Annotated in this window: 22 protein-coding genes and 2 tRNA genes; 11 read left to right on the plus strand and 13 right to left on the minus strand. The window is 63.0% G+C overall.

Features of this window, described 5'->3' with window-relative positions:
* Positions 1-107 precede the first annotated feature (107 nt).
* Positions 108-380: an HU family DNA-binding protein gene (locus NKJ91_RS17770; protein ID WP_023674657.1), complete on the plus strand. Its 273-nt coding sequence runs from the start codon at positions 108-110 to the stop codon at positions 378-380.
* A gap of 87 nt (positions 381-467) precedes the next feature.
* On the opposite strand, the gene NKJ91_RS17775 is transcribed toward NKJ91_RS17770, so the two are convergent.
* Positions 468-1,490, minus strand: coding sequence for an aldo/keto reductase (locus NKJ91_RS17775; RefSeq protein ID WP_352456615.1), 1,023 nt, complete (start codon positions 1,488-1,490; stop codon positions 468-470).
* Here NKJ91_RS17775 and NKJ91_RS17780 point away from each other — a divergent pair.
* The 3 genes from NKJ91_RS17780 to NKJ91_RS17790 are packed head-to-tail and all read left to right on the plus strand — an operon-like array spanning position 1,481 to position 2,990.
* Positions 1,481-1,678 (plus strand): hypothetical protein, encoded by a 198-nt coding sequence (locus NKJ91_RS17780; protein WP_352456616.1) that lies wholly within the window; start codon positions 1,481-1,483, stop codon positions 1,676-1,678. The two genes, NKJ91_RS17775 and NKJ91_RS17780, sit on opposite strands and share 10 nt — an antisense overlap.
* Complete coding sequence (hxlB, locus tag NKJ91_RS17785) at positions 1,675-2,241, plus strand: 6-phospho-3-hexuloisomerase (protein WP_352456617.1); 567 nt, start codon at positions 1,675-1,677, stop codon at positions 2,239-2,241. Before NKJ91_RS17780 ends, hxlB begins: the two co-directional genes overlap by 4 nt.
* Positions 2,242-2,246: 5 nt before the next feature.
* Positions 2,247-2,990, plus strand: a complete 744-nt coding sequence (locus tag NKJ91_RS17790; RefSeq protein ID WP_352456618.1) for a creatininase family protein — start codon at positions 2,247-2,249, stop codon at positions 2,988-2,990.
* Positions 2,991-3,040: 50 nt separating this feature from the next.
* Here the strand turns inward: NKJ91_RS17790 and NKJ91_RS17795 are convergent, their stop codons facing one another.
* The 3 genes from NKJ91_RS17795 to NKJ91_RS17805 all read right to left on the minus strand — a co-directional run bounded on the left by NKJ91_RS17795 (position 3,041) and on the right by NKJ91_RS17805 (position 6,885).
* On the minus strand, positions 3,041-3,958 hold the full coding sequence (locus NKJ91_RS17795) for a carbohydrate ABC transporter permease (RefSeq protein ID WP_352456619.1): 918 nt from the start codon (positions 3,956-3,958) through the stop codon (positions 3,041-3,043).
* A gap of 13 nt (positions 3,959-3,971) precedes the next feature.
* The gene (locus tag NKJ91_RS17800; RefSeq protein WP_352456633.1) at positions 3,972-5,093 is read right to left on the minus strand and encodes a carbohydrate ABC transporter permease; all 1,122 of its coding nucleotides are present in this window, start codon (positions 5,091-5,093) and stop codon (positions 3,972-3,974) included.
* A 127-nt stretch (positions 5,094-5,220) separates the two neighbouring features.
* Positions 5,221-6,885, minus strand: coding sequence for an ABC transporter substrate-binding protein (locus tag NKJ91_RS17805; RefSeq protein ID WP_352456620.1), 1,665 nt, complete (start codon positions 6,883-6,885; stop codon positions 5,221-5,223).
* A 293-nt stretch (positions 6,886-7,178) separates the two neighbouring features.
* Here NKJ91_RS17805 and NKJ91_RS17810 point away from each other — a divergent pair, with 293 nt between their 5' ends.
* Genes NKJ91_RS17810 through rbsK form a run of 3 tightly spaced genes read left to right on the plus strand, consistent with a single transcriptional unit; the run spans position 7,179 to position 9,652 of the window.
* Positions 7,179-8,237, plus strand: a complete 1,059-nt coding sequence (locus tag NKJ91_RS17810) for an ABC transporter ATP-binding protein (protein ID WP_352456634.1) — start codon at positions 7,179-7,181, stop codon at positions 8,235-8,237.
* A 31-nt stretch (positions 8,238-8,268) separates the two neighbouring features.
* The gene (locus tag NKJ91_RS17815; RefSeq protein WP_352456621.1) at positions 8,269-8,721 is read left to right on the plus strand and encodes an RbsD/FucU family protein; all 453 of its coding nucleotides are present in this window, start codon (positions 8,269-8,271) and stop codon (positions 8,719-8,721) included.
* 4 nt (positions 8,722-8,725) lie between these two features.
* Positions 8,726-9,652: a ribokinase gene (rbsK, locus tag NKJ91_RS17820; RefSeq protein WP_352456622.1), complete on the plus strand. Its 927-nt coding sequence runs from the start codon at positions 8,726-8,728 to the stop codon at positions 9,650-9,652.
* Between the two features lie 236 nt (positions 9,653-9,888).
* Here the strand turns inward: rbsK and NKJ91_RS17825 are convergent.
* Positions 9,889-9,965 (minus strand) — tRNA-Asp (locus tag NKJ91_RS17825).
* Positions 9,966-10,180: 215 nt separating this feature from the next.
* On the opposite strand from NKJ91_RS17825, the gene NKJ91_RS17830 reads away from it, so the two are divergent.
* Positions 10,181-10,256, plus strand: a tRNA-Val gene (locus tag NKJ91_RS17830).
* Positions 10,257-10,454: 198 nt separating this feature from the next.
* Positions 10,455-10,781, plus strand: a complete 327-nt coding sequence (locus NKJ91_RS17835; protein WP_352456623.1) for a hypothetical protein — start codon at positions 10,455-10,457, stop codon at positions 10,779-10,781.
* Between the two features lie 201 nt (positions 10,782-10,982).
* Here NKJ91_RS17835 and NKJ91_RS17840 read toward each other — a convergent pair whose 3' ends face one another.
* From NKJ91_RS17840 to NKJ91_RS17865, 6 genes are all read right to left on the minus strand, one after another.
* Complete coding sequence (locus tag NKJ91_RS17840; RefSeq protein ID WP_352456624.1) at positions 10,983-11,639, minus strand: GNAT family N-acetyltransferase; 657 nt, start codon at positions 11,637-11,639, stop codon at positions 10,983-10,985.
* Entirely contained in the window at positions 11,636-12,406 is a 771-nt protein-coding gene (locus NKJ91_RS17845; RefSeq protein ID WP_023674668.1) for an SDR family oxidoreductase, read from the minus strand. Before NKJ91_RS17845 ends, NKJ91_RS17840 begins: the two co-directional genes overlap by 4 nt.
* The gene (locus tag NKJ91_RS17850) at positions 12,403-13,398 is read right to left on the minus strand and encodes an ABC transporter permease (protein WP_352456625.1); all 996 of its coding nucleotides are present in this window, start codon (positions 13,396-13,398) and stop codon (positions 12,403-12,405) included. The genes NKJ91_RS17845 and NKJ91_RS17850 overlap by 4 nt, the downstream gene beginning before the upstream one ends.
* Before the next feature lie 164 nt (positions 13,399-13,562).
* On the minus strand, positions 13,563-14,603 hold the full coding sequence (locus tag NKJ91_RS17855; protein ID WP_352456626.1) for a sugar ABC transporter substrate-binding protein: 1,041 nt from the start codon (positions 14,601-14,603) through the stop codon (positions 13,563-13,565).
* Positions 14,604-14,642: 39 nt separating this feature from the next.
* Positions 14,643-15,407, minus strand: a complete 765-nt coding sequence (locus NKJ91_RS17860) for an ATP-binding cassette domain-containing protein (protein ID WP_352456627.1) — start codon at positions 15,405-15,407, stop codon at positions 14,643-14,645.
* Positions 15,404-16,570: an ROK family transcriptional regulator gene (locus tag NKJ91_RS17865; protein WP_352456628.1), complete on the minus strand. Its 1,167-nt coding sequence runs from the start codon at positions 16,568-16,570 to the stop codon at positions 15,404-15,406. The genes NKJ91_RS17860 and NKJ91_RS17865 overlap by 4 nt, the downstream gene beginning before the upstream one ends.
* Before the next feature lie 324 nt (positions 16,571-16,894).
* Here NKJ91_RS17865 and NKJ91_RS17870 point away from each other — a divergent pair, with 324 nt between their 5' ends.
* On the plus strand, positions 16,895-17,686 hold the full coding sequence (locus NKJ91_RS17870) for an alpha/beta fold hydrolase (protein WP_352456629.1): 792 nt from the start codon (positions 16,895-16,897) through the stop codon (positions 17,684-17,686).
* Positions 17,687-17,761: 75 nt separating this feature from the next.
* On the opposite strand, the gene NKJ91_RS17875 is transcribed toward NKJ91_RS17870, so the two are convergent.
* Positions 17,762-19,054 (minus strand): M23 family metallopeptidase, encoded by a 1,293-nt coding sequence (locus tag NKJ91_RS17875; RefSeq protein ID WP_352456630.1) that lies wholly within the window; start codon positions 19,052-19,054, stop codon positions 17,762-17,764.
* A 138-nt stretch (positions 19,055-19,192) separates the two neighbouring features.
* Positions 19,193-19,660: a peroxiredoxin gene (locus NKJ91_RS17880; RefSeq protein WP_352456631.1), complete on the minus strand. Its 468-nt coding sequence runs from the start codon at positions 19,658-19,660 to the stop codon at positions 19,193-19,195.
* A gap of 96 nt (positions 19,661-19,756) precedes the next feature.
* Between NKJ91_RS17880 and NKJ91_RS17885 the strand changes: the two genes are divergently transcribed.
* Complete coding sequence (locus tag NKJ91_RS17885) at positions 19,757-23,131, plus strand: hypothetical protein (protein WP_352456632.1); 3,375 nt, start codon at positions 19,757-19,759, stop codon at positions 23,129-23,131.
* Positions 23,132-23,364 lie beyond the last annotated feature (233 nt).

Here is a 23,364-nt window from a genome sequence, read left to right on the forward strand (position 1 = left end):
CGACTTTCCCGGCGCTTTTCGACTTGGTTGCCGGAGCGCTTCTTTCTAAAGTCCGTTTCCTGCCGGATGAGTCGAGTGTTCCGGTTTTCTCATGGAAGGGAATTTTTATGAACAAGAACGAACTGGTGTCCGCTGTCGCCGATGCCGCGAGTATTTCGAAGGGTGACGCGCAGTCGGCGGTTGATGCGGTGTTTTCCGTCATCACCGGCGAACTGAAAAAGGGCGGCGATGTCCGGCTTGTCGGCTTCGGAAATTTCACCGTGTCACAACGCGCCGCGTCGACCGGCCGCAATCCGCAGACCGGTGCGGAAGTGAAGATCCCGGCGCGCACCGTGCCGAAGTTCTCGGCCGGCAAGGGCCTCAAGGACGCGGTCAACTAAGCGCCTCCTTAAGTCTTTCAGAGAAAAGAAAAGCCGGTATATCCGGTTTTTCTTTTCTGTGCCCGCAGCGTCGTTGGAAAGGCGGCACTATGCCGTCGGCGCATCCGCGCGCATCAAGCCTTCTGTCTTGAGATCGGCCCACAGCGCCGGTGGCAGTTTTGTGTCGAGCAGCGAGCGATTGCTTTCGACTTCGCCCGGCCGCTGGCCGCCCGGGACTACCGACACGACCGAAGGATGCAGCAGCGGGAACTGCAGCGCCGCCTCGATCAGGCGCACGCCGTGGCGCTTGCAGACGGCCTCGATGCGGGTGACGCGATCGATGATGTCCTGCGGCGCCTCCGAATAGTTGTAGTAGGCGCCGGGCTTCGGCCCGGTTGCCAGGATGCCGGAATTGTACGGCCCGCCGAGAACGATGCCGATGCCGCGTTGCTGGCATAGCGGCAGGAAAGACTGCAGCGCTTCCTGCTCCAGCAGCGTGTAACGCCCGGCAAGCAGGAACAGATCGAAATCGCCGCGCTCGGCCAGCGTCTGGGCAACCTGCCACTCGTTGATGCCGCCGCCGAACGCCTTGATCACGCCCTGGTCGCGCAATGCCAGCAATCCGTAATAGCCGGAGCTCATGAATTCCTGGATGCGCTGGTCCGAGGCTTCCTTGCTGCCATGGGTGAAGATGTCGACATCATGCACGAAGAGGATGTCGATGCGGTCGACGCCGAGCCGTTCCAGCGAGGCTTCGAACGAGCGCATGACGCCGTCATAGCTGTAATCGTAGACCTCGCGGCGCGATGGGGTGTCGAAGAATTTGCCGATGCCGGTGCGCTGTTCCGGCGGGCAGGCGCGCATGATGCGCCCGACTTTGCTGGACAGCACGTAGTCGTCACGCTTCTTCGAACGCAGGAACGGATTGAGCCGCGTTTCGGCAAGGCCCAGCCCATAGAGCGGCGCGGTGTCGTAGTAGCGGCAGCCGACCCGCCATGCCGCCTCCAGCGTAGCATTGGCATCCTCATCGGATACGGCGCGATAAAGATTGCCGAGCGGCGCAGTGCCGAAGCCGAGCTCGGTGAAGGTGATGCCGCCATTGCCGATGCGGTCGAAATGCCGTGTCTTCATCTGCTGCCGTTTCCTCATTTGCGATTTGCCGTGACACTATCACGGCTGTGGCGCATCAAAAGCACTGCGTGTCGTTGGACACCGATTTTCGCGGTGATAGCATGAATGAAAACAAGCTGTTCGGGGCAAAGGTGACTAAGATATTCAAATGGTTCTCCGGCACCGGCAAGCTGGTGCAAATGTCATGACGGACGCCGGCGAAAACCTGTTTGGGATTGCGCTGAACGAGCTTGGCACCGTGCTGGAGCGCATCGACGAAAGCCGTATCGACGCCGCTTGCGCCATCCTGGCTGGCGCGAAAAAGATCGTCACCTATGGCTGCGGCCGCGAGGCGATGCAGGTCAAGGGTTTTGCCATGCGGCTCTACCATCTCGGTCTGCCGGTGTCGGTCGTCGGCGACATGACCACGCCGCCGCTGGGCGAGGGCGATGTCTTCCTCGCAAGTTCCGGCCCGGGTGAGACGTCGACGGTGCTGACCTTGATGCAGGTCGCGCGCGAGGCCAGTGCCACAGTCCTGCTGCTCACCGCGCAAGCCGACAGCACTGCCGCGAAGCTGGCCGACTTCACACTGCTTATCCCGGCTCAGACCATGGCCGACGACCAGGGCCCTGAAAAGACATCCGTCCTGCCGATGGGCTCGGTTTTCGAAGGCGCGCTGTTCGTCCTCTTCGAAGTGATGGTGCTGAAGCTCAGGGATCTGACCGGCGTCTCGCCGGAAGCGATGCGCGCCCGCCACACCAATATGGAGTAGGTGTCATGCGCTACGAATTGATGCTGCCGCATCAGATACGCAAGGTGATCGCCGAAAACCGGCCGGTCGTGTTGCCGCTCGGTGTGCTCGAATATCACGGCGAGCACATGGCCGTCGGCATGGACACGCTAGCGGTGGTCAAGAGCCTGGAACTGTTCGAAAAAGAAGCCGAGATCGTCATTCTGCCACCCTTCTATTACGGCGCGGCGAGCTATGCGGTTGCAGCACCGGAAGGCAGTGGTTCGGTGCAGGTCGGTGGCAATGTGCTGGCGCCATTTGCGGAAGAACTGTTCTACAGCCTGCTGCGCATCGGCTTCCGCAACATCCACGCCATCATTCACCACCAGACCGAAAATTTTGCCGCCGGCATGCCGACCGATCTCGCCTTCAAGGCCGCCGGCCGGCAGGCGATCTTCCGCTTCCTGGAGAAAGAACGTGGCGAAGGCTGGTGGGGCTCTCCGGCGATGGCCGACTATTATGCCGAGCACGCCGAGGGCAGCAATTTCTTCAACTGGGTGCAGGTGCATCCGCTGATGCCGGCTTCAATGCACAGCCGGTACCCGTTCGACCATGCCGGCACCGGCGAGACGTCACTGATGCTGGCGCTGTGCCCGGAAGCGGTGGATGCCGGCCGCTTCGCCGACAACACCGGCTGGTACACGGCAAGTGCGCCCGAAGCCTCGGCGGAATTGGGGCAAAAAGGGGTTGCCATGATCCTCGACCATTTGCGGGCAACACTTTCGGGTTAGCGCGCTTTTCCCTTCTCCCACAACAAGGGGAGAAGGGAGAACCGGCCCAGTTATTTCACCGCGCCCGCTGTCATGCCCATGATCAGGTAACGCTCGAGCGCGATGCCGATGACGGCGAGCGGTGTGATGGCGGCGGTGGCAAGCGCTGCCATCGACCACCAGTTGATGCCTTGTGAGCCGGTCTGGCTGGCCACCATGACAGGAATGGTCTTTGCGTCGGTCGAGGTCAAAAGCGCGGCGAAGAAATACTCGTTCCAGCACAGCACCATCGCCAGGATGAAGGCGGCGACCATGCCCGGCAGCGCGATCGGCATGACGATGCGCAAGAAGGCGCCCCAGATCGACAGGCCGTCGACGAGTGCTGCCTCCTCCAACTCCACCGGGATGGAGTTGAACTGGTCGCGCATGATCCAGATGACGATCGGCAGCACCATCAGCGTGTAGAGCAGGATCAGCCCGACGCGCGTGTCGAGCAGGCCGACTTCGCGGTAAAGCACGAGGAAGGGCAGGGCCAAAACCACCGGCGGCAGGATCAGCTGAGACAGGAAGAAGAAGGAAATGTCCTCGTTCCTGAACCAGGCGAACTTGTAACGATAGCGGGTCAGCCCGTAGGCGGCGAGGCTGCCGATGACGATGGCGAGGGTCGACGCGCCGACCGAAGTGATGACCGAATTCATGAAACGCTTGATGAATTCGTCGCGCACAGTCGATGTCCGAAAGATCGAGTCCGGCGACAGGCCGAGCGAACGCCAGCCCTTCCAGTCGGGTTTGAAGTCGACAAACGGGATCAGATGGCCCTGGGTGACGTCGACCGCGGTCTTGAACGAGGTGGTTATCGTCCAATAGATCGGGAACAGGCAGATGAAAGCCCAGAAGATGAGGGCGCCGTAGATGAAGACGCGGTTGGCGAAGAACGCCGCCGGCGAGCGGATTTCGGAGGCGGCAAAGTCGGTGGTTTGAACGCTCATCTTGCCGGCCCGATCAGTTGACGTTGCGCACGAAGCGGCTGGCGAACTTCAGCAGCCAGGTCACGAACACGATGATGATGATCAAATAGGCCATCGCCAGCATCGTGCCGTAGCCGACGTTCGAGCGGTCGCGATATTCGCGGTAGATGAAACTGGACACCGAATCGGTCGCGCCGCCCGGCCCGCCGGAGGTGACGGTGATGATGATGTCGGCGAGCTTCAGCTTGAAGATGATGCGCAGGATGACCGCTGTCACCGACACCGGCAGCATCAGCGGGAAGGTGACCTGCCAGAAGGTCTGCCAGGCAGTCGCGCCATCGACACGCGCTGCCTCGAGCACCTCGCGCGACATCGCCTGCAGGCCGGCGAGCAGCATGATCATCATGAACGGGATGAACGTCCACGCGTCGAGCACCATGATCGAGATGCGGGCGGTGATCGGGTTGGAGAAGAAGGCCGGGTTTTCCCAGCCGAGATGGCGCGCCAGTGTCGCGGCCGGCCCGAAGCGGTATTCCATCAGCGACTTGCCGATCATCCACGACACCGCCACCGGTGACAGCATCAGGGGCATGAGAAAGACGACGCGGAAGAATTTTCGCGCCCGGATCTGCGCGTTGAGCAGCAGCGCCAGGCCAAAGGCGATGACATATTCGACGAACACCGCCAGCACGTAGAGCACCATGTTGAACAGCGCATTGCGATAATAGGCGTCGTTCAGCATCTGCCAGAAATTGTCGAGCCCGTTGAACTGCCGTCCGCTGAAGGAACTGAGGTTCCAGTCGGTCAGCGCGATGTAGAAGCCGAACAGCGTCGGGAAGATCACCATGGCAATGGTAAACAGCAGCGCCGGCAGCAGGAACAGAGCGCGCTGGCCGTCCTCGCCGCGCGTCAGTACCTGGCCGATGCCGAGCGCGACACCCCACAGCACATAGGCGTAGACCACCGGCCGCCAGGTGTCGAAGCCGATAGTGTCGACCTCGCTCTTGTAGAGGATTTGCAGCGCGATCACCGCCAGAAGGCCGAGCGTCGCAGCAGCCATCAGAGCCCAGCCAAGCCGTTTGCGGCTCCGCGGTATCAGGTCGGATGGCACGGCGCCTGCCGGCCATTCACTTGTCGACAAAGTCTGGTCAGCCAGGGTCCGGTCAGCCACGCGTCTTGCCCGTTCACAGGAGGCTCGATGACCGGCCGAGCCGGTCGAGGCCAAGTCGGTCAAGGTGAGGTCCGGCGGCTGTGCGCCGCCGAACCAGTTTCACTATCTCAGCCTACATGCCGAGCGAGGCCTTGTAGAGCTTGACCTGTTTGTCGCGGCCGATCTGGTCGGTGAGCTTCTCCCAGGCGGCTGCGATGGCGTCGGCGCCTTCCTGCGCCTTCATCTTGCCGGCAAAAGTGTTGGCCAAAATGTCCTCGGCGGCGCTGTAGTACTGGAAGATGCCGGGGATGCGCGGCTCGATCGCCGCGTTCGGATGGTTGTAGCTGTCGGCTTCCGACTTCAGATACGATGTGATGAACGCCTCGTCGTAGCCCGCCGCCACCCATTCCGGTATGTTGAAATGCGAGTTGCGATAGGGCTGGAAACCCGACGGATAGGCCGCGCACCAGAGCGACAGGTCCTTGCCGCCGAGATGGGCAGCGGCAGACCATGCCGCCTTCTTCTTCTTTTCGTCGCTGTCGACGCGGGCCATGACGTAAACGCCCCAGCCGAGATAGGCGCAGTTCGGCGCATGGTTCGGGCCGCTGGCGAGCTTGTCCCACTGGCCGGTCTTGGAGTTGTAGACATCGTCCGAGCCCGGCAGGATCGAGAATCCGGTGATGTCGCCGACGACCGAGGAATCGTTGGTCTTGACGTTCGAACCGACGTCGCCCCACCAGGTAACCATCGAACCGGTGCCTGCCAGGAATTGCTGGAAGGCGGTGGTGTTCGGGTCGGCGTTGATCTGGTCGGCAGGTTCGGAGGGCAGGGCATCGATGACGTCCTGGATCGCCCGCACCCATGCCGGATTGTTGACGCGCGGCTTCATCGTGTCGGCATCAAACAGCCAGGCCTTGTCATCGGGATGCTTGGCGTAGGCGCTGGCGCGGCTGCCGAGGAAATAAAAGCCGAAACCGCCCCAGGGCTTGGGCGCATCGAGATAGCCAAAGACATCCTGGCCGTTCACCTGCTTGCCCTTGAGGAATTTCGTCACCGCCTGCACCTGCTGCCAGGTCTTCGGCACGCCCCATTCGCCTTCTCCGCCGCCGTCCTTCCAGGCCTTGGCGAGGTCGGCATCGGCGAACACGTCGGTGCGGTAGTTGAAGTTATGCGCGTCGCCGTCGACCGTGACGCGATATTGCTTGCCGTCCCAGGTGCCGACCGGCGGCTGCAGATAGGCCACGACATCCTTCATGTCGATCTGGTCCTTGACCCAGTCCGGCATCTCGGAGGTGAGACCCTTGCCGCAGACGTCGCCTTCGAACGGTGCCCCCATTTCGATGATGTCGAAATCGACGGTGCCGGTCGCGATCGACTGCTGCAGGCGGGCGTTGTAGTCAGCCTGCGCCAGGTCGATCCAGTTGATCTTGGCGCCGGTATAGGTCTCCCACGGCTTCAGGAAGCCGCGAAACAGCACATTGTGCAGGTTCTGGTTGTTGAGGCCCATGAAGGTTAGTTCGACACCGGCGAATTCGCCTTCCTTGACATTGGCCTTGGTGGCGCCAAGGCAAAGGTCGCCGACCTGCTGGAAGTCGGCATCGGTCGGCTGACCCTTGCCGACACCCGGGATCTGCAGGATCTGCGCACGCAGGTCGTCGGCGGCCGCAGCCGTGCGCGTCAGCGCACCAAGTCCGGCGCTTGAGGCCGCCGCGAGGGCGGCCATGCTGGCCGCTCCCTTCAGCACGTCGCGGCGGGTGGCCCCGGCGCGGACAAGTTGGTTATAAAGGCTGACTTTCATTTCGTTCCTCCCAGAAGGTCAATTGTGAATTGGTTCAGATGGTGGAGCGCCGATTATGTTCCCCAACGACAGCGACTCCCGTAAATAGCGGCCCGAATTCTCCCTCCCGCGACGCTTGGCATTCAGTGCCGGACAAGCGTACCGGTGCGCCCGGAACAGGGTCATAAGCCGGACATTGTCACTATTCGCACAACGAAGTGCGGTGTCAACGTGAATGGGTTTTTTATCTATAAGAGACTGACTTGCCCTCGCCGTTTGCGTTGTTTAGCTTCACGGCAACTGAAGGGGGAATGATGGCTCAAGTCGCGATCCGCAATGTGGCCAAGGCGTTCGGAACCGTCAAGGTTCTGCACGATGTCAGCGTCGACATCGCCGACGGGCAGTTCGTGGTGCTGGTCGGGCCTTCCGGCTGCGGCAAGTCCACGCTGCTGAGGATGGTGGCCGGGCTGGAAACGGTCTCCGGCGGCACCATCGCCATCGGCGAGCGCGTCGTCAACCATCTGCCGCCGGCCAAGCGCGACATCGCCATGGTGTTCCAGAACTACGCGCTCTATCCGCACAAGACGGTCGAGCAGAACATGGCCTTTGCTCTCAAGCTGCGCAAAACCGACCCGGCGGTGGTTACTGAGCGGGTCAAACGCGCCGCCGACATCCTCGACCTCAATCCCTACCTCAAGCGCTATCCGCGCCAGCTCTCTGGCGGCCAGCGCCAGCGCGTCGCCATGGGCCGCGCCATCGTGCGCAACCCGCAGGTGTTCCTCTTCGACGAGCCGCTCTCCAATCTCGACGCCAAGCTGCGTGTCCAGATGCGCACCGAGATCAAGGAACTGCACCAGCGGCTGAAGACCACCACCATCTACGTCACCCACGACCAGATCGAGGCCATGACCATGGCCGACAAGATCGTGGTGATGCGCGACGGTCGCATCGAACAGGTCGGCGCGCCGCTGGAATTATTCGACCGGCCGGCCAACCTGTTTGTGGCCGGCTTCATCGGCTCGCCCTCGATGAACCTGCTCAAGGGCGTCGTGCGCAAGGGCGACAAGCCCGTCGTCGAGATCGCCGGGACGCCGTTCCCGATTGCGGCGACCAGTGCCGTCGAGGATGGCCGTAATGTCGTCTACGGCGTGCGGCCCGAGCATCTCGAAATCCATCCCGATGGCGTTCCGGCGAAGATTTCGGTGGTCGAGCCGACCGGTTCCGAGACTTTGGTGTTCCTGCGCTTCGGCGAGGGCGAGATGGTGGCGCTGTTCCGTGAGCGCCACGACTTCAAGCCGGGCGACACACTGCACCTGAAACCGCGGCTCGACCAGGTGCATCTCTTCGACGCAGAGACCGGCAAGCGTCTCTGATTTCGCCCCAGCAAACTTCGCGAGGAATACCATGCTCAAAGGAATCAATCCGCTGCTCAATGCCGATGTGCTGCAGGCGCTGCGGGCGATGGGCCACGGTGACGATCTGATTATCGCCGACACCAATTTCCCGTCTGATTCGGTGGCCCGCCAGACCGTGCTTGGCCGGCTGCTGCGCATCGATGCGTCGGCGGCCGACGTGGTCAAGGCGGTACTGTCGCTCTATCCGCTGGACACCTTCGTCGACGACGCGGCCGCGCGCATGGAGATCGTCGGCAAGCCGGACGACATTCCCGCCGTGCAGCAGGAAGTGCAAAAAGAGATCGATGCCGCCGAGGGCAAGGCTTGGCCGATGATCTCGGTCGAACGCTACGCCTTCTACGAACGCGCCAAGAGGGCCTATTGCGTCATCCAGACCGGCGAGCGCCGCTTCTACGGCTGCTTCGCCTTCCGCAAGGGCGTCGTGCCGCCGGATGCGGAGTAGCGAGATGCCGGGCAGACCGATCGTCATACTGGGCGTCTTCGTCGCCGACACCGCCTACCGCGCCGCCCGCCAGCCGCGCATGGGAGAGACGATCCTGGGCACGTCCTTCACACTCGGCCCCGGCGGCAAAGGCTCCAACCAGGCGGTGGCGGCCGGCCGGCTCGGCGCCGACGTCACCTTCCTGACCCGCCTCGGCGTCGATCCGTTCGCCGATATGGCGAGGCAGACCTGGAAAGAGGCGGGCGTGAAAAGCGCCGTCATCGAGACGCCGCAGAGCTATACGGGTGCCGCCTATATCTTCGTCGAGGAGACGAGCGGCAATAACGCCATCATCGTCAGTCCCGGCGCGGCAATGCTGATCTCGGCCGCCGACATCGAGGCAAATGCCGGGCTGATCCGCTCGGCCGGCGTCTTCGTCACCCAGCTCGAACAGCCGATCGAGGCGGCGCTGCCGGCGCTGGGGATCGCGCGCGGGGCAGGGGTGACCACCATCCTGAACCCGGCGCCGGCGGCCAAGCTTCCGGACCGTATCTACACGCTTTGCGACTATGTCACGCCGAACGAGACTGAGGCCGAGGAACTGACCGGCATCAAGGTATCCTCCATCGACGATGCCCGCCGTGCCGCCGACAGCCTGCTCGAGAAGGGCGTGGGCGCTGTCATCGTGACGCTCGGCGAAAAGGGCGCGCTGCTGCACACGGCCGACCGTTCCGAGCATGTCGCAGCGGTCGCCGCCGGCCCGGTCATCGAGACCACGGGTGCGGGCGACGCCTTCAATGGCGGCCTGGCTGCGGCGCTGTCGAGGGGGATGGAACCCCTGCAGGCGGTGCGCTTCGCTTGCGCCGTCGCAGGCATTTCGGTGACGCGCCCGGGCACCGCGCCGTCCATGCCGACGCTGCAGGAAGTCGAGGCGCTGCTCGCCGAGGGGTGAAGCCCGGCACTGCGGGATGAGACTGTAAGCGAGAGCGAATGGGTTAGACCCGACTCTTGTCCGAGAAGCTATTGTCTTCTGGCTCGACCACAAACAGGCGGGCAGGTCGATGGATGAGGATCAATGCCAGAATTCGAAAGGAATGGACCTAGACCGGGTCACGAAAGAAGATGATTTTTGACAAATCAACGTCGACATTTCTCCGACATTAAGGGGACGTGACCCCAAAGGAGAAATGGCGCGAGTGACGGGGCTCGAACCCGCGACCTCCGGCGTGACAGGCCGGCACTCTAACCAACTGAGCTACACCCGCGCATGGACGAGCACGTGTCAGCCGTGTTCGTCGTTGGGGCGGTGGATAAGGGGTAAGCCACCGGGTGTCAAGCGGACCCGGACAGCATAACGGCAAACAGGAGAAGGTTTTTTGACAAGCCGAACTTTGTTCGAAACCGGCTCCCGGCCAAGCCACTCGCCGCTCATTTGGCCTTGCGAAGCCGGTCCTAACTGCTTAAAGGTCCGGCCCGGGGCGGGCGATTAGCTCAGTTGGTAGAGCGCTTCGTTTACACCGAAGATGTCGGCGGTTCGAGCCCGTCATCGCCCACCATTTTCCTCGATGTGTTCAGTGTGGGCTACACCGCTCAAGCTGATCGCCCAGGTGAGACGCATCCGATCACTGTGCTACTCGGACTTTGGTCTGATTCGAACTGTCTTTCCACAGGGACTTAAGTCTGATCTGCTTGCCTCTCATGGGGGAAACGATTGCCGAAAGCTACAACTTGCAGTATCTCAATTGCGTATGGGCATGGGCGGGAGCGAAAATATTCCTGGATGGCTTGCGAGTCATCTTCCGGACGATCCCGTGATCGCAGGAGATCTCGCGGATAAGATATCGAAGGAAGCTGAAAGAAACCGGCTTCCAGGCGAACGGGTTGTGAAGACAACCGGTAACGAAGAAGACACCTTCAAGAAAGAACAAGTCGAAGCTTATCCCGACGCCGCGGTTGCAGGAGTCTTTGCCAGCGGTTCATTCCTCGCCCTGTTGGTATTAGCCATTTATCTGCTTTATGTGCTCTCGATTGTGGCCGGGGGAACGGTCGCGGATGTTCCCCTGCCGCCCATACTGAACTAGTAGACGCTCCGCCAACACTTGAATTGGCCCCGCACCGTGTTGATGGTGGTGACTTTCGTGTCTGCGGTGGAGCACGCGACGAAGGTTTCGTTCCCGCGGCAAAGGTGTTCACGCGGGGCAACTGGCTGCTGCAGAACGGCAGCATTGTACGTCCATAGGCCTCCCGGTTCTTTGCAACTTGGGCGATTGGCTTGTCGCAGATCAGCCTGCAATCGCCGGAGCGTGAGCAATCCGTTTCGCCACATAAACACAACGCTTCGATGAATCAGCGTCCTGCACCACCTCAAATCCAATCGCCTTGTAGAACCTTAGCGCACCATCGTTCTCCGGCATGACTTCGAGGTGGATGCCGGTCGAGCCGCTCGCGGCAAGCCCCTGCTCGAGGAAGGCCATCGCGCGCCTGCCGATGCCTTTCCCGCGCGCTTGCGGCAACAGGTCGATATGGCCATGCGACGGATAGGCGGTCAGCGCAGGCGGAATAGCGAAATCGGGATGATGGACCCGATGCCGCGCCCAGTCGCTGCCGCGCCAGCGCGAGCTGTCGGGTCCCGGGTCTGCCACGCGCCGCTGAAGGTCGGGATACCAGTCTGATGCCAGGCTGGCATTGAAAGCGCCCGTATCGGCCGCGCCAAGCAGGTAGCCGGCCGCACCTGCGGGACTATCGACAATGAAGGCCAGCTCGGGTTCGAGCACCTGGTAGGGAATAGTGTAGAGGAGGCCGAGCAGTTCCGGGTCGTCCTCGCGGCCGCTGGCGTCCTTGCCGGCATCGCCGGTCTTGAGACAGATCATCGCAAGCGCTGCATGATCGGCGGTGGTCGCCCGGCGCAGGAAGAAACCGCCGCCGAAATCGAGGATCATGGCGGCAGCAGCCGGAAATCCTTGCCCTCGGGCAAAAGCTGCCCGCCGTCGACGATGATGGTCGTGCCCGTGATGTAGCTGGCATCGTCAGAGGCCAGGAACAGGAAGGCATTGGCCACATCGCGAGGGCTGCCGAGACGGCCGAGCGGGATGGCGTCTTCCATGTTCTTGATGAAGGCCGCACCGCGATGCTGCTCTATGCCTTCAGTGAGGATGTTGCCGGGCTCGACGCCGTTGACTGTAATGCCGTAGCCCGAGAATTCGAGCGCAGCCGAACGGATCAGCCCATTGATGCCGGCCTTGGTCGCTGAATAATGGCCGTGGCCGGGGCTGGTGACATGCGGGCCGGTGATCGAGGAGGTGAACAGCATGCGGCCAAAATGCTGTGCCTTCATTGGCACCAGTGCGGCGCGAGCAGCGATGAAGCTGCCGCGCAAGTTCACCGCCATGACCCGGTCCCAATCGTCGGGACTGGTGTTTTCCAGCAATTGCCAGGGATAGATTCCGGCATTCTGCACCATGATGTCGAGCCGGCCGTGACGGTCGAGCGCCAGTGCAACAGCAGCCTCGGCATCAGCCATCTGCGAGATGTCGGTGCGGATGAAGGCGGCACCGAGCTCGTCCGCAGTCGCTTGCCCGGCCTCAGCCTCGGTATCGGCCAGGACAAGCGTCGCGCCCTCTTCGGCAAAGCGTTGTGCGATGCCCTTGCCGATCCCGCGCGCACTTCCAACGATCAGCGCGACCTTATCTTCCAGACGGCCGGTCATGCGAGCCTCTGGCGGATGGTTTGCTTGAATGCGTCGAGCAGCACCGCGGCGAGGACGAGCAGGCCGTGGATCACCTGGGTGAAGTTGGCCGGCAGGCCCATCAAATTGATCGCCGTGTTGATGGCCGAGAGCAGCAGCACGCCGGCATAGACGCCGGGCAAGGTGCCGACGCCGCCCTTCAGGCTGACGCCGCCGATGACGACTGCGGCGAAGGCATTGAACAACAGGCCGACGCCGAGATTAGCTGTCGCGCCGGAGGTGCGGATCGCCAGCAGCCAACCCGCAAGGCCGGCGATGGCGCCGGCGAGAACGAAGGCTATGACCAGGTTGCGGTTGACGCGGATGCCGGCGCGAAAGGTCGCCGTCTCGTTGCCGCCGATCATGACCAGGTGCCGGCCGAAGGGCGTCTTGGCCATGATCAGCGAGAACACCACGAAACACGCAATGGCGATCCAGGCAGTCAGCGGCAGGCCGCCCAGGCGCTGGATGCCGAACCAGCGGATTGCCGGCGTAAGGTCCTGCGCCGAGCGGCCGCCGGAGATAACCAGCACCAGGCCGCGCACCCAGATGTAAGATGCCAGGGTGATGATGAAGGCGCTCATCTTGACCCTGACCACCAGGTAGCCATTGAAGGCGCCGATGAGGCCGCCGACGGCAAGCGCGATGAGCAGCGAAACCGGAACCATCAGCCATTGCGGCTGCAACTGGATGCCAAGGCCGATGCCCGACGAGCAGAACAGGATGCCGACCGCCATGGCGCTGAGCGCCGCCACCGATTCGACCGACAGGTCCATGTGGCCGGCGATGATGACCAGCGCCAAGCCGATCGACATGACGCCGAGCACGCTCGACGCCTCGATGATGTTGGCAAAAATGCCGAGCTGAAAATAGTTCGGGATGAGGATGGAAAAGACCACCAGCACGAAGACCAGCATGAACCAGACAAGATTGTCGAGGATGAACTCGAGGGTTTGGCGCGTGCGGGGGTTCATCTGCCGATCCGGTTGGCGCATGACCCCGAAAACCATTCGTTCTTCGGAAAGATCAGGCGCGGTTGAAAATTGCTGCAGCATACCCGTGCGCGTCCGTTTGAACGCACCGGGGCTGCAGGGCTGGGCTCCGGGCCGGCAATGGCCCGGAGCTTCTGGCGAGTTTGCTATTCGACCGGCTTTATGGTTTCGGTCGGCGGCTTCATGTTGCCCCAGAAGGCAGGGTTATCGACATTTTCCTTGGTGATCGCAGCGCCGGGGATCTTGATGTTCGGCCCCCACGCTTCTTTGGTCAGGGTCGATTTCAGACCAAGCACATCATATTCGCCGGGCTTGATCTCCTGCTTGTTGACCACCTTGTCCATGAACATGGCGACCGCCGCGGCCTGGGCGTAGAGCGGCTGCTCGACTTCCACGTTGAGCCAGCCCTTGCGGATCAGGTCGAGGCCGACCGGAGCGCCGTTCGAGCTCATCAGCATGACGTCGCCCGGTTTCTTGCCGGCGGCCTCGAGCGAGGCGACGGCAGCGACCGAAAGATGCGCGGCATGGCTGAAGATCAGGTCGATGTCGGGGTTGGCGAGCAGCTGGTCGTTCACGATGGTCCCGGCCGCATCCGCCGCCCATTGCATGGCCGGCAGCGAGATGATTTTGACGTCCGGGAACGCCTTCATCTTCTCCTCGAAACCCTTCTGGATGTCGAGCGTGTAGGGATCGCCCGGATCGCCGAGCACCTGCAGGATCTTGCCCTTCACCGAGCCGTTTTTCGCGGTCAGGAGCCTTTGCGCCTGATCGGCGGCGACGTAGCCGATCTCGACGGTTCCGGCCACCGAGGTGAAGTCGGACGGGGTCGAGGTGATCTGGCGGTCGAACTCGACGACCGGGATGCCGGCGGCGCGGGCGGCCTCGATCGACGGTTTCAGCGCATTGAAATCGACGGCGGCAAGAATGATCGCCGACGGCTTCAGCGCGATGACGTCGTTCATCTGCGATTGCTGAGCGTCGGTCTTGTTGTCGGCGTTCAGCGTCTTCATCTCGTAGCCGACCTGCTTCAGGAACAATTCCAGCGCGCTCACCGAGCCGGTCTGGAACTCATCGAGCAATGTCGGCACCATGTAGTAGACGGTGCCCTTGGACTGGGCGAATGCCGGCGTGAGCGTGGCAAAGGCCAGTGCCAGGATACCGAAGACGGAAAGAAGTATTTTCTTCATGTCGTTCGCTCCTCTTGCGCCGGACCCCTCGTTTGTCCCTCAGTTCGTCGGTCCGGCACCGGCGAGCGTCTCTCCGGTGATCATGTTGATCACCGCGTCGGGACTTGTTTTGTTGCGTGCGACGTCGCCCGCCACGACGCCTTGCCGGATCACCACGATCCGATCGGCGACCTGGAAGGCCTGTTGCATGATATGAGTGATTATGACGACGCCGATGCCCTGGCTCGCCACCTGGCGGATCATGTCGAGGCCGCGCCGCGTCTGCTCGACGCCAAGCGCTGCGAACGGCTCGTCGAGAAGCACCAGCTTGCCGCCGAAATGCACGAACCGGTTGAGCTCGATGGCCTGTCGCTGACCGCCCGAGAGGTGCTCGACATTGGTGCGAAGCGAGGGAATGCGGGTGCCCGCGCTTGCCAAGGCTTTTTGCACCACCTGCTCCATGGCGCGCTCGTCGAGCACTGGAATGCCGAGAACCTTCCTGGTGATCTCACGGCCCATGAAGAAATTGGCGACCACGTCGACATTGGTGCAAAGCGACAGGTCCTGGTAGACCGTCTCGATCCCCGCGGCCTTGGCCTCGGCGGGGGATTTGGCGAGGAATTCCTTGCCTTCGAACAGCATGCGGCCGGAGGACGGCTCCAGGCCGCCGGCAATGATCTTGACCAGCGTCGATTTGCCGGCGCCGTTGTCGCCCAGAAGCGCCACCACTTCGCCCTTGTCGATCGAAAAGCTGATGCCTTTCAGCGCTTCGATGGCGCCGTAATTCTTGGCTACGTTGTCGAGCACCAGCAGCGGTTCGCTCATGCTGCGATCCCCTTGTTATGCAAGAGATCCCGACCGCGTTCGCGCTCGGCGGTGAAGATCTGGCCGAAGCGTGGCGAAAGCACTCCTGAGACGGCAAGCGCGGCGGCGCCGCGCAACACCGCATGCTGGCCGCCGCGCACGACGCGGACGCGGGGGGTCGCGCGGTCGCTTCGCGCCGAGACCGAATTGGGCAGGTGCGCGGCCGCGCCGGCAAGCCTTTCGAGCAGGTCGGTGGAGGCAAGCCCGCCGAGGATGATGGTTTCGGGATCGAACAAGTTTTCGATGATGGTGACGGCGTTGCGGAAGATCGGCGCAATCTCGCTCACCCACTCGGCGTCGGCGATGTTGCGGCGCCGCAGCGCCTCGAGCGAGAGATACCGTTCGAGGCAGCCGCGATTGCCGCACGGGCAGGGCTCGCCGCCCGGCACCGCGGGAATGTGGCCGATTTCACCGGCGTTTCCCCAGGCGCCGCGCAATGCCGCCCCGTCATGCACCATGACGCCGCCGAGACCGACGCCGAAATAAAGATAGTAATACTCGGAATATGCCGTTCCGAGGCCGTAGAGGCGCTCGCCGATAGCAGCCGCCGCCATATCGGTTTCGAAAAAGGCCGGCAGTCCGGTCGAGGCGGCCAGCCGCTCGCGCAGCGCCACATCCTTCCAGCCGGTCATGGTGGTCGGCCCGACAAAGCTCATGGACTCCACGCCGAACGGTCCGGGCAGCGCCATGCCAATGCCGAGAACGCGGCCACCGGGCCGCAATGCCGTCAATTCGAGCACCATGGCGCCGATCAGCTCGAAAGCGTGGTCGGGCGTTGCATTTGGGGCTTCGCGGTAGGTGCTCTCGATAACATCGCCGCTTAGGTTGATCAGGGCGGCATTGATGCCCAGCGGGGTGACGTGGATGCCGACGGCATAGCCGCCTTCCGGATTGATGCGCAGCGTTGCCGGTGGCAGGCCGCGCCCCTTGGGCTCTTCGCGCAGCGACAACACGTAACCGTGCTCTTCCAGCTCGCGAACGATGGTAGACACCGTCTGCACGGTGAGTCCGACCCGCCTGGCAATGTCGCCGCGGGCGATCGGTCCGTGAAGGCGGATGGATTCGAGCACGATACGCCGGTTATACGGCCGCCCGAACTCCTGATTGGTCCCGCGCAATGCCATGTCTGGCGCCCTCTCGAGAGAGCAGAGGTTCGCACCGAATATTTATTCAGTCAAATGGAATTCAAAAATAATTCGCCTGTGGCCAAGGTCCTTCTAACGCCGGCGAATTCGCGCCCGCCGGCGGATGGGCCCAACTCTGGCAATTTTCCAGCATGAAGCGCCACCAGTTGGACGGGACGCCAGGCATGACCTTGGCCGGCATTCCGATCAGCGCCCTGAAGCCCATTTCGGAACCGGTTGTGAGCCGGCCAAGGATCGGAGTTCGTTGCGCCTTTCCGTTGCAGGGAGCATACTTCCTCTCGCCGGTCTGCGGGAGGAGATGCGATGCCGAAGCTGACCCTCGACGGGATTGATCTCGGCTATGAGGTGCGGGGCGACGGGCCGCCGGTGCTGTTCGTCCACGGCAGCGTCACGAACGGCATGATGACATGGTCCGCGCAGCTACCGCTTGCGGAGCGCTGGAAGCTGGTTGTGGTCGACCGGCCCGGATACGGATCAAGTTCCCCTGCCGAACGCGAGGATTTCGTCGTCGACGCCAGACTGGTTGCCGGATTCCTCGATCGGACGCATGACCTCTGGGACGAAAGCCGCGTCCATCTGGTCGGGCATTCCTATGGCGGCGTCATCTCTCTTCTTGCAGCAGCGATGCGCCCACGAGCAATCCGTTCGCTCACGGTGATCGAGCCGCCGGCCTTTGACCTTGCGCGCGGGGATGTTGCCGTGAATGAACTCGTGACGCGCCTGAAGACCCACTGGCAAAGCGGACCCCGCGACGATCCCGCGCTTTTCTTGCGCCAGTTCCTCCATCTGGTCGGCTCGGCGATACAATTGCCAGACCCGCTGCCGCCCCCGCTCGCGCAAGGCGCGGCCATGCTCGTCGTCGAACGCGGGCCATGGGAGGCCGAAATTCGGCTTCGGCAACTTGCCGATGCGCCGTTCCCGAAACTGGTGGTCTCCGGCGGGCACAGCGCAGCATTCGACGCCGTCTGCGACGTGCTCGAAAACGTGCTTGGTGCCGATCGTGCCGTGATCGCCGGCGCGGGGCACAGCGTTCAGCAGACCGGTGAGCCGTTCAACCGGCGGCTCGGCGCGTTCATGGCTGCTGCTGAGGGCTGAAAGCGATCTATCTTTGATATTGCCTGGCGGGCGGTTGGCCGCGCGCCAGGCTTCACGCCGAATGAATCGCCGGCTCTACAGATACTGCGCGACCTTCTTGCCGACGGTCAGGAAGCGCAGCGGACCGATCGCCTCGCCATTGTGGCGGACCTCGTAGTGCAGATGCGGGCCGGTCGAGCGGCCGCTGTTGCCGGTCTTGCCGATGACGTCTCCGGCATCGAGCTTCTGGCCGACGGCGACGTCGATTTCGCTGAGATGCCCGTAACGCGTTACAAAACCGTTGCCGTGGTCGACCTCGATCATGCGGCCGTAGCCGCCATTCCAGCCGGCCTTGACGACGACACCGCCTGCCGTGACCTTGGCCGGCATACCGACCGGCGCCCTGAAATCCATGCCCGAATGCAAGGCGGCCGTGCCGAGGATGGGGTCGGTGCGCACGCCGAACGGGCTGGTAACGCTGCGGCCGGGGGCGGGGTTGGCGAGCGGCAGCCGGCGCGCTTCCTTTTTAAGATGATCCAGCGCGTCAAGAGCCTCGTCCAACTCCTTGACCTTGCTGTCGAAAACCAACGAGCTGTCGAGCGGTATCAGCGGGCCACCGACGTCGCTCTTGTCGAATTCGCTATCGACGGGCAGGCCGGCGGCCTCGAGCGCCTGCGAGATCGCGTCGGCGCTCTTGTAAGCATTGTCGGCAAGTGTGGCGATGCGGGTGAACTGCTGGCTCTCGATGGCCTTCAGCGAGTTGTTGATCGAAACGAAGAGCTTGTCTGCCCGGTCGGCCGCACTTTCGTTCGGCAGCGGATCGGCGCGGGTCGACCACAGCGAGAACGGCCTGGTGTCGTCAACGCCCACAGGAGCGGCAAGGGGGGCGGCAAGGCTAGCGACGGAATAGGCCGTCGGCTGGATGCTGCCGGTCGCGTCGGCATGTTCGTCCGGCTTTGCCGCCGGCACCGGCGGCGTTGCGACCTCGTTTTCGGCTCGTTCGAGGATCGGGCCGAGGCGGCCGTGACGCAGGCTGAGCTGGCTCTGCCGTTCCAGCAGCTCGCTGACCTTGGTTTCCATCAGCTGCTGATCGAGTAGCTGCCGGCTAGTGATGCGGTCGACCTGGCTGCGCAGTGCCGAGATGCGGTCTTCGTAGGCCTGCTGCATGCGCGCCTGCCGCGCCGTCGTGGCGCCGATCAGATCGTCGCGCAGCACCAGATAGAAGGTCGCCAGCAGGTAGCCGATGACGACCGCCGCCAGCGCCGAGCCGCAAAATGCCGCCAGCCACGGGCGTATGGTGAAATGCCTTATCTGGTCGCCCCGGGCGATGATGACCGTGTGGGGCTCTTTGCGTCTGCCGAAGACCGCTGACTGACTGGCTACGTTCACGGGACCAAGCTTTCGTTACGACACCAACGACAAGCCTGATTACACATTATTAGGGTTAACAAAGTTTTGCCGGATCGAACGACAGCCAAAGGTCTTCGCGCAAAACGGGCATCGAATTGCAGCGGCCTGGCGCAGCTCTCAAAGGGCGCGAACCGCCTCCAGCACTTCTTCGGCGTGCCCCTTGACGCGGACGTTGCGCCAGATTCTGGCGATGCGTCCGTCCCGGCCAATTAGGAACGTCGCCCGCTCGACGCCCATATAGGTGCGGCCGTAGAGCTTCTTTTCTGCCCACAAATGGTAAGCCTTGATCACTTTGCGCTCTTCGTCGGCGACAAGGTCGACGCTCAGATCGTATTTCGCCTTGAATTTGTCGTGTTTCTTGACGCTGTCCGGCGAGAGCCCGATGACGACAGCGCCGGCCTTTTCGAACTCCGGCTTCAACTGCGAAAAGCCGATCGCCTCGTTGGTGCAGCCTGTGGTGTCGTCCTGTGGGTAGAAATAGAGTACGATGGGTTTTCCCAGCAATGCGGCGAGGCTGAGTGAACCGCCGCCGTCGCGCGGAAGATCGAATTGCGGCGCAACATCGCCCACGTCGAGGTCAGCCATATCGATGCCCTTGTTTGAGGTTACGCGCCAGGCTGCATCGATATAATGTCGAGCGGGGATTCGTCCACGATCGAATTCGTTTCAACGGAAGATTGCGTGGATCAGGAGCTACCGCAGCACGAGAAGATCAGGTTCAGGCGTGACGAGATCACCGACCTGGGAACCTTTCCGTCCGCGTGCCGCGTCCCGCCGCTCGGCCAGGCGTCGATCGGTCGCGGCGTCCGTATGATGGCGCGGCTGTTTGCCGGTCTTGTCGCCCTTGTGCTGCTGGCTGCCGCCGGCGTCTATGCGATCGGCGTGTCCGGCTTCGGCTCGGAGCGGCTTCGCGCGGAAGCCGAAACGGCAATCGAGAAATTGGCCGGCTTCGATGTCGACGTTGCCGTCGGGCCGGCACGGCTGACGCTTGACGGGTCGAGCTTCATTGCGCTGCAGGTCAGCGACGTCAGCCTTAAGACCGCCGACGGAAAACCAATGGCCGATGCAGGCCGGGTCCGCTTCGGCATCCGGCTGATCCCGCTGCTTTCGGGCGAGGTACGGCTGACCAGCGCCCGGATTTCCGACGCGCACATCGTCATGGCGGCAATGCCGTCTGGCGGCGACTGGACGGCCGAGCTGCGCAACCAGGACGGCCTCATCGATCCGGAAAAACTTTCCGCCGCCGTCTTCGCCAACCTCAACCGCGCGCTCGATGCGGTGCGCGAGGATTCGATGCGCCAGATCGATCTGCGCAACGTCGAGCTGGCACTGCCCGAGACCGGATCGGTCAAGTGGGTCACCATCGCCGACGCCTCCGTCTCGCAGTCGGGACCGGGAAGCATGGAGTTTTCATCCGACGCGGATGTCGACGGTAGGGCGCTTACCATCGCCGCTTCCGCCACCCGCGATCCGGCGACGCGACGCATCACCACGCTGGACGCCAGCATCCAGGCAGCGGACGCCGACACTGCGGCAGGTGGCAAATTGGGTGCGATCGCCTTGAAGCTGGCGGGGTCGGAAGGGACCGGCGACAACGGTTCGCGGCTGACCGCTGCCCTGTCACTGACCGGATCGGTGCTCGATCTCGGTTCGCGCGGCCTGCTTCCGGCCGACATCGATCTCGATGCAACACTCGTCGCCGGGTCGAACAAAATCCAGGTCGACAGTTTGCTGGTGAAAACCGGCCGCTCGACCTTCGATTTCGCCGGTTCGATCGGGCCGAAGCCGGCTACCGGCACAGCGGGCGAGGAACCATCCTATCGTTACGACCTGACCAGCGACGGTTCGACCCTGGCGCCTTCGGATTCGCCGGAGCCGGCACTCAGCTTCATCGCCCGTATCGCCGGCATCTACCAGCCGACGAGCCAAAAGCTGGTCGCCGAGCAGATCGGCGTCCGGTCCGGACCGGGCAGCGAAGTGCTGGGCACGGCTTCGGTTTCGTTCGTCGCCAACCAGGCGCCGGGCATATCGGTGGCGCTCAATGTCCACGACATGCCGGTCTCGCACGTCAAGCAATTATGGCCATGGTTTTCGGCGCGCAATGCCAGGCTGTGGGTGCTTAAGAACCTGTTCGGCGGCCGCGTCGTCGATGGCAGCCTGCAGTTCCAGGTCGTGCCCGGACGGCTCGGCAACGGCGTGCCGCTTTCCGCCGATGAAGTGTTCGGCCGATTCCAGGTCGAAGGATCGCGCTTCGACACGGCCGGCCGCATTCCGCCGATCCGCGATGCCGTTGGCGTCGTCGGCTTCCACGGCAATGACGTCGACGTCGCGCTGTCGTCGGGCAGCGTCTATATGCCGAGCGGCCGCACGGTGGCGGCGAGCAACGGCACGCTCACCGTCAAGGCCGCGAACCATCCGCCGGTGATCGGCGCGCTCGACATCGATGTCGCCGGCGAGGCGCCGGCAATCGCCGAGTTGGCATCCTTTGACCCGATCAACGCCATGCGCCATGTCGGCCTGCTGCCGGACGACCTATCCGGCACGGTGACCGGCCACGTCAAGGCCGATATTCCGCTGCAGTCCGGTGTCGACTCTTCCAAACTCGATTGGCTGGTGGCGCTCGACTACAAGGACCTGTCGCTGGGCAAGCCGTTCGAGGGCCAGACGGTCAGCCATGCCGACGGCTCGATCACGGTCGCGCCCGACCGGGCGGTGATCTCGGCGAAGGCGCTGCTCAACGGCATTCCGGCCGAGCTCGACCTGATCGAGCCGCTCAGGGATGGCGGCCCGCCGCGCAGTCGTAAAGTGGCGCTGGTGCTCGACGACAAGACGCGCGCCACCGCCATGCCTGGCCTGTCGACGCTGCTTTCCGGAACCATCAAGGTGGCGATCGACAAGAGTGGCACCGGCAACCAGAACGTGTCGGCCGACCTGACCAATGCCAGGCTGGACATCCCCTGGGCCGGCTGGAGCAAGGGGCCTGGCATTCCCGCCAAGGTCGTCTTCGCCATGGCGAAGACCGGCGACACCACGACGCTCTCCAATTTCGAACTCGATGGCAAGACCTTTTCCATCGACGGCAGCGCGGTGCTGGTCAACGGCGCCTTGTCCTCGGCCCGGTTCAGCAAGGTCACCTTGAACAGGGGCGACGACGTCGCCGTCTCGGTGAAGCGGTCGGGCAAGGCCTATGCGGTCGAGGTCAGCGGCAGCGCGCTGGACGCACGCTCGCTGATCAAGCAATTCACGTCCGATGTCGATACCGCCACCAAGACCACCGGCGTCGATGCGATCTCGGTCAGCGCCGACGTCAGCTCCCTGACCGGCTTCCACGACGAGGTGCTGTCGAATCTGAAACTCGACTACAGCGCCGCACGGTCCCGGGTGAACGGGCTCAAGGTGAGCGCCACGGCAAGTTCGGGAGCCGCCATCACCATCAGCAACACGACCGGCGGCGGCCTGCGCACGCTCAACATGAAGTCGGCCGACGCCGGCGCCATACTGCGCTTCCTCAACATCTACGAGCATATGGAAGGCGGCTCGATCACGCTGGCGCTCACCGGGGCCGGCGACGGTCCGATGAAAGGCCAGGTCGACGCCAAGGACTTCTTTGTCGTCAACGAGCCGAAGCTCGCCTCGATCGTGTCGACGACGCCGGCCGGCGACAACCGCAGCCTCAACGAGGCGGTCAAAGGCAATCTCGACACGTCGAGGGTGAAGTTCGAGCGCGGTTTCAGCGAGATCGATAAGAGCAGCGGCTATCTCAAGCTGCGCAACGGCGTGCTGCGCGGCTCGCGCATCGGCACCACCTTCCAGGGCACGCTCTACGACCAGAACAACAATATGGACATGACCGGCACGTTCATGCCGGCCTACGGTGTAAACCGCATCTTCGGCGAACTGCCGCTGATCGGCGCGCTGCTCGGCAACGGCCGCGACCGCGGCCTGATCGGCGTCACCTACAGGCTCAAGGGCAACGCCAACAAGCCGAACCTGGAGGTCAATCCGCTATCGGTGATAGCGCCCGGGATATTCCGGTCGATCTTCGAGTATCGCTGAGGTCAAAACCCAATTACCTCGAGCGACCGAGTTTTGATCTTAAGCGGCCGCTCGTCCGCCCCGCGAATTCACGCCCATGATCCAAAGGCGACTGACGTCCGCCCGGGCCTAAATGGCCGCTTTGCGCCTAATGCACGAACATGAAGTAATCGCGGAAGCGGTGGCCACCTGAGATGTGGCGGCGATGTTCGAACATCTGGCCGGCTGGCTGTCCTCCGATAGGATGAAGAACG

The organism is Mesorhizobium sp. M0040, assembly GCF_040323505.1.
In the GTDB taxonomy this organism is placed as follows: Bacteria; Pseudomonadota; Alphaproteobacteria; order Rhizobiales; family Rhizobiaceae; genus Mesorhizobium.

What these genes read in the sequence shown, in the direction of transcription:
- NKJ91_RS17880 (WP_352456631.1), bottom strand. Translation starts at nt 19,660, where the DNA reads ATGGCTGACCTCGACGTGGGCGATGTTGCGCCGCAATTCGATCTTCCG.
- NKJ91_RS17850 (WP_352456625.1), bottom strand. Translation starts at nt 13,398, where the DNA reads ATGAACCCCCGCACGCGCCAAACCCTCGAGTTCATCCTCGACAATCTT.
- NKJ91_RS17835 (WP_352456623.1), top strand. Translation starts at nt 10,455, where the DNA reads ATGGGCGGGAGCGAAAATATTCCTGGATGGCTTGCGAGTCATCTTCCG.
- NKJ91_RS17860 (WP_352456627.1), bottom strand. Translation starts at nt 15,407, where the DNA reads ATGAGCGAACCGCTGCTGGTGCTCGACAACGTAGCCAAGAATTACGGC.
- NKJ91_RS17805 (WP_352456620.1), bottom strand. Translation starts at nt 6,885, where the DNA reads ATGAAAGTCAGCCTTTATAACCAACTTGTCCGCGCCGGGGCCACCCGC.
- NKJ91_RS17845 (WP_023674668.1), bottom strand. Translation starts at nt 12,406, where the DNA reads ATGACCGGCCGTCTGGAAGATAAGGTCGCGCTGATCGTTGGAAGTGCG.
- NKJ91_RS17770 (WP_023674657.1), top strand. Translation starts at nt 108, where the DNA reads ATGAACAAGAACGAACTGGTGTCCGCTGTCGCCGATGCCGCGAGTATT.
- rbsK (WP_352456622.1), top strand. Translation starts at nt 8,726, where the DNA reads ATGCCGGGCAGACCGATCGTCATACTGGGCGTCTTCGTCGCCGACACC.
- NKJ91_RS17870 (WP_352456629.1), top strand. Translation starts at nt 16,895, where the DNA reads ATGCCGAAGCTGACCCTCGACGGGATTGATCTCGGCTATGAGGTGCGG.
- NKJ91_RS17795 (WP_352456619.1), bottom strand. Translation starts at nt 3,958, where the DNA reads ATGAGCGTTCAAACCACCGACTTTGCCGCCTCCGAAATCCGCTCGCCG.
- NKJ91_RS17810 (WP_352456634.1), top strand. Translation starts at nt 7,179, where the DNA reads ATGGCTCAAGTCGCGATCCGCAATGTGGCCAAGGCGTTCGGAACCGTC.
- NKJ91_RS17815 (WP_352456621.1), top strand. Translation starts at nt 8,269, where the DNA reads ATGCTCAAAGGAATCAATCCGCTGCTCAATGCCGATGTGCTGCAGGCG.
- NKJ91_RS17790 (WP_352456618.1), top strand. Translation starts at nt 2,247, where the DNA reads ATGCGCTACGAATTGATGCTGCCGCATCAGATACGCAAGGTGATCGCC.
- NKJ91_RS17855 (WP_352456626.1), bottom strand. Translation starts at nt 14,603, where the DNA reads ATGAAGAAAATACTTCTTTCCGTCTTCGGTATCCTGGCACTGGCCTTT.
- NKJ91_RS17840 (WP_352456624.1), bottom strand. Translation starts at nt 11,639, where the DNA reads ATGATCCTCGATTTCGGCGGCGGTTTCTTCCTGCGCCGGGCGACCACC.
- NKJ91_RS17775 (WP_352456615.1), bottom strand. Translation starts at nt 1,490, where the DNA reads ATGAAGACACGGCATTTCGACCGCATCGGCAATGGCGGCATCACCTTC.
- hxlB (WP_352456617.1), top strand. Translation starts at nt 1,675, where the DNA reads ATGACGGACGCCGGCGAAAACCTGTTTGGGATTGCGCTGAACGAGCTT.
- NKJ91_RS17865 (WP_352456628.1), bottom strand. Translation starts at nt 16,570, where the DNA reads ATGGCATTGCGCGGGACCAATCAGGAGTTCGGGCGGCCGTATAACCGG.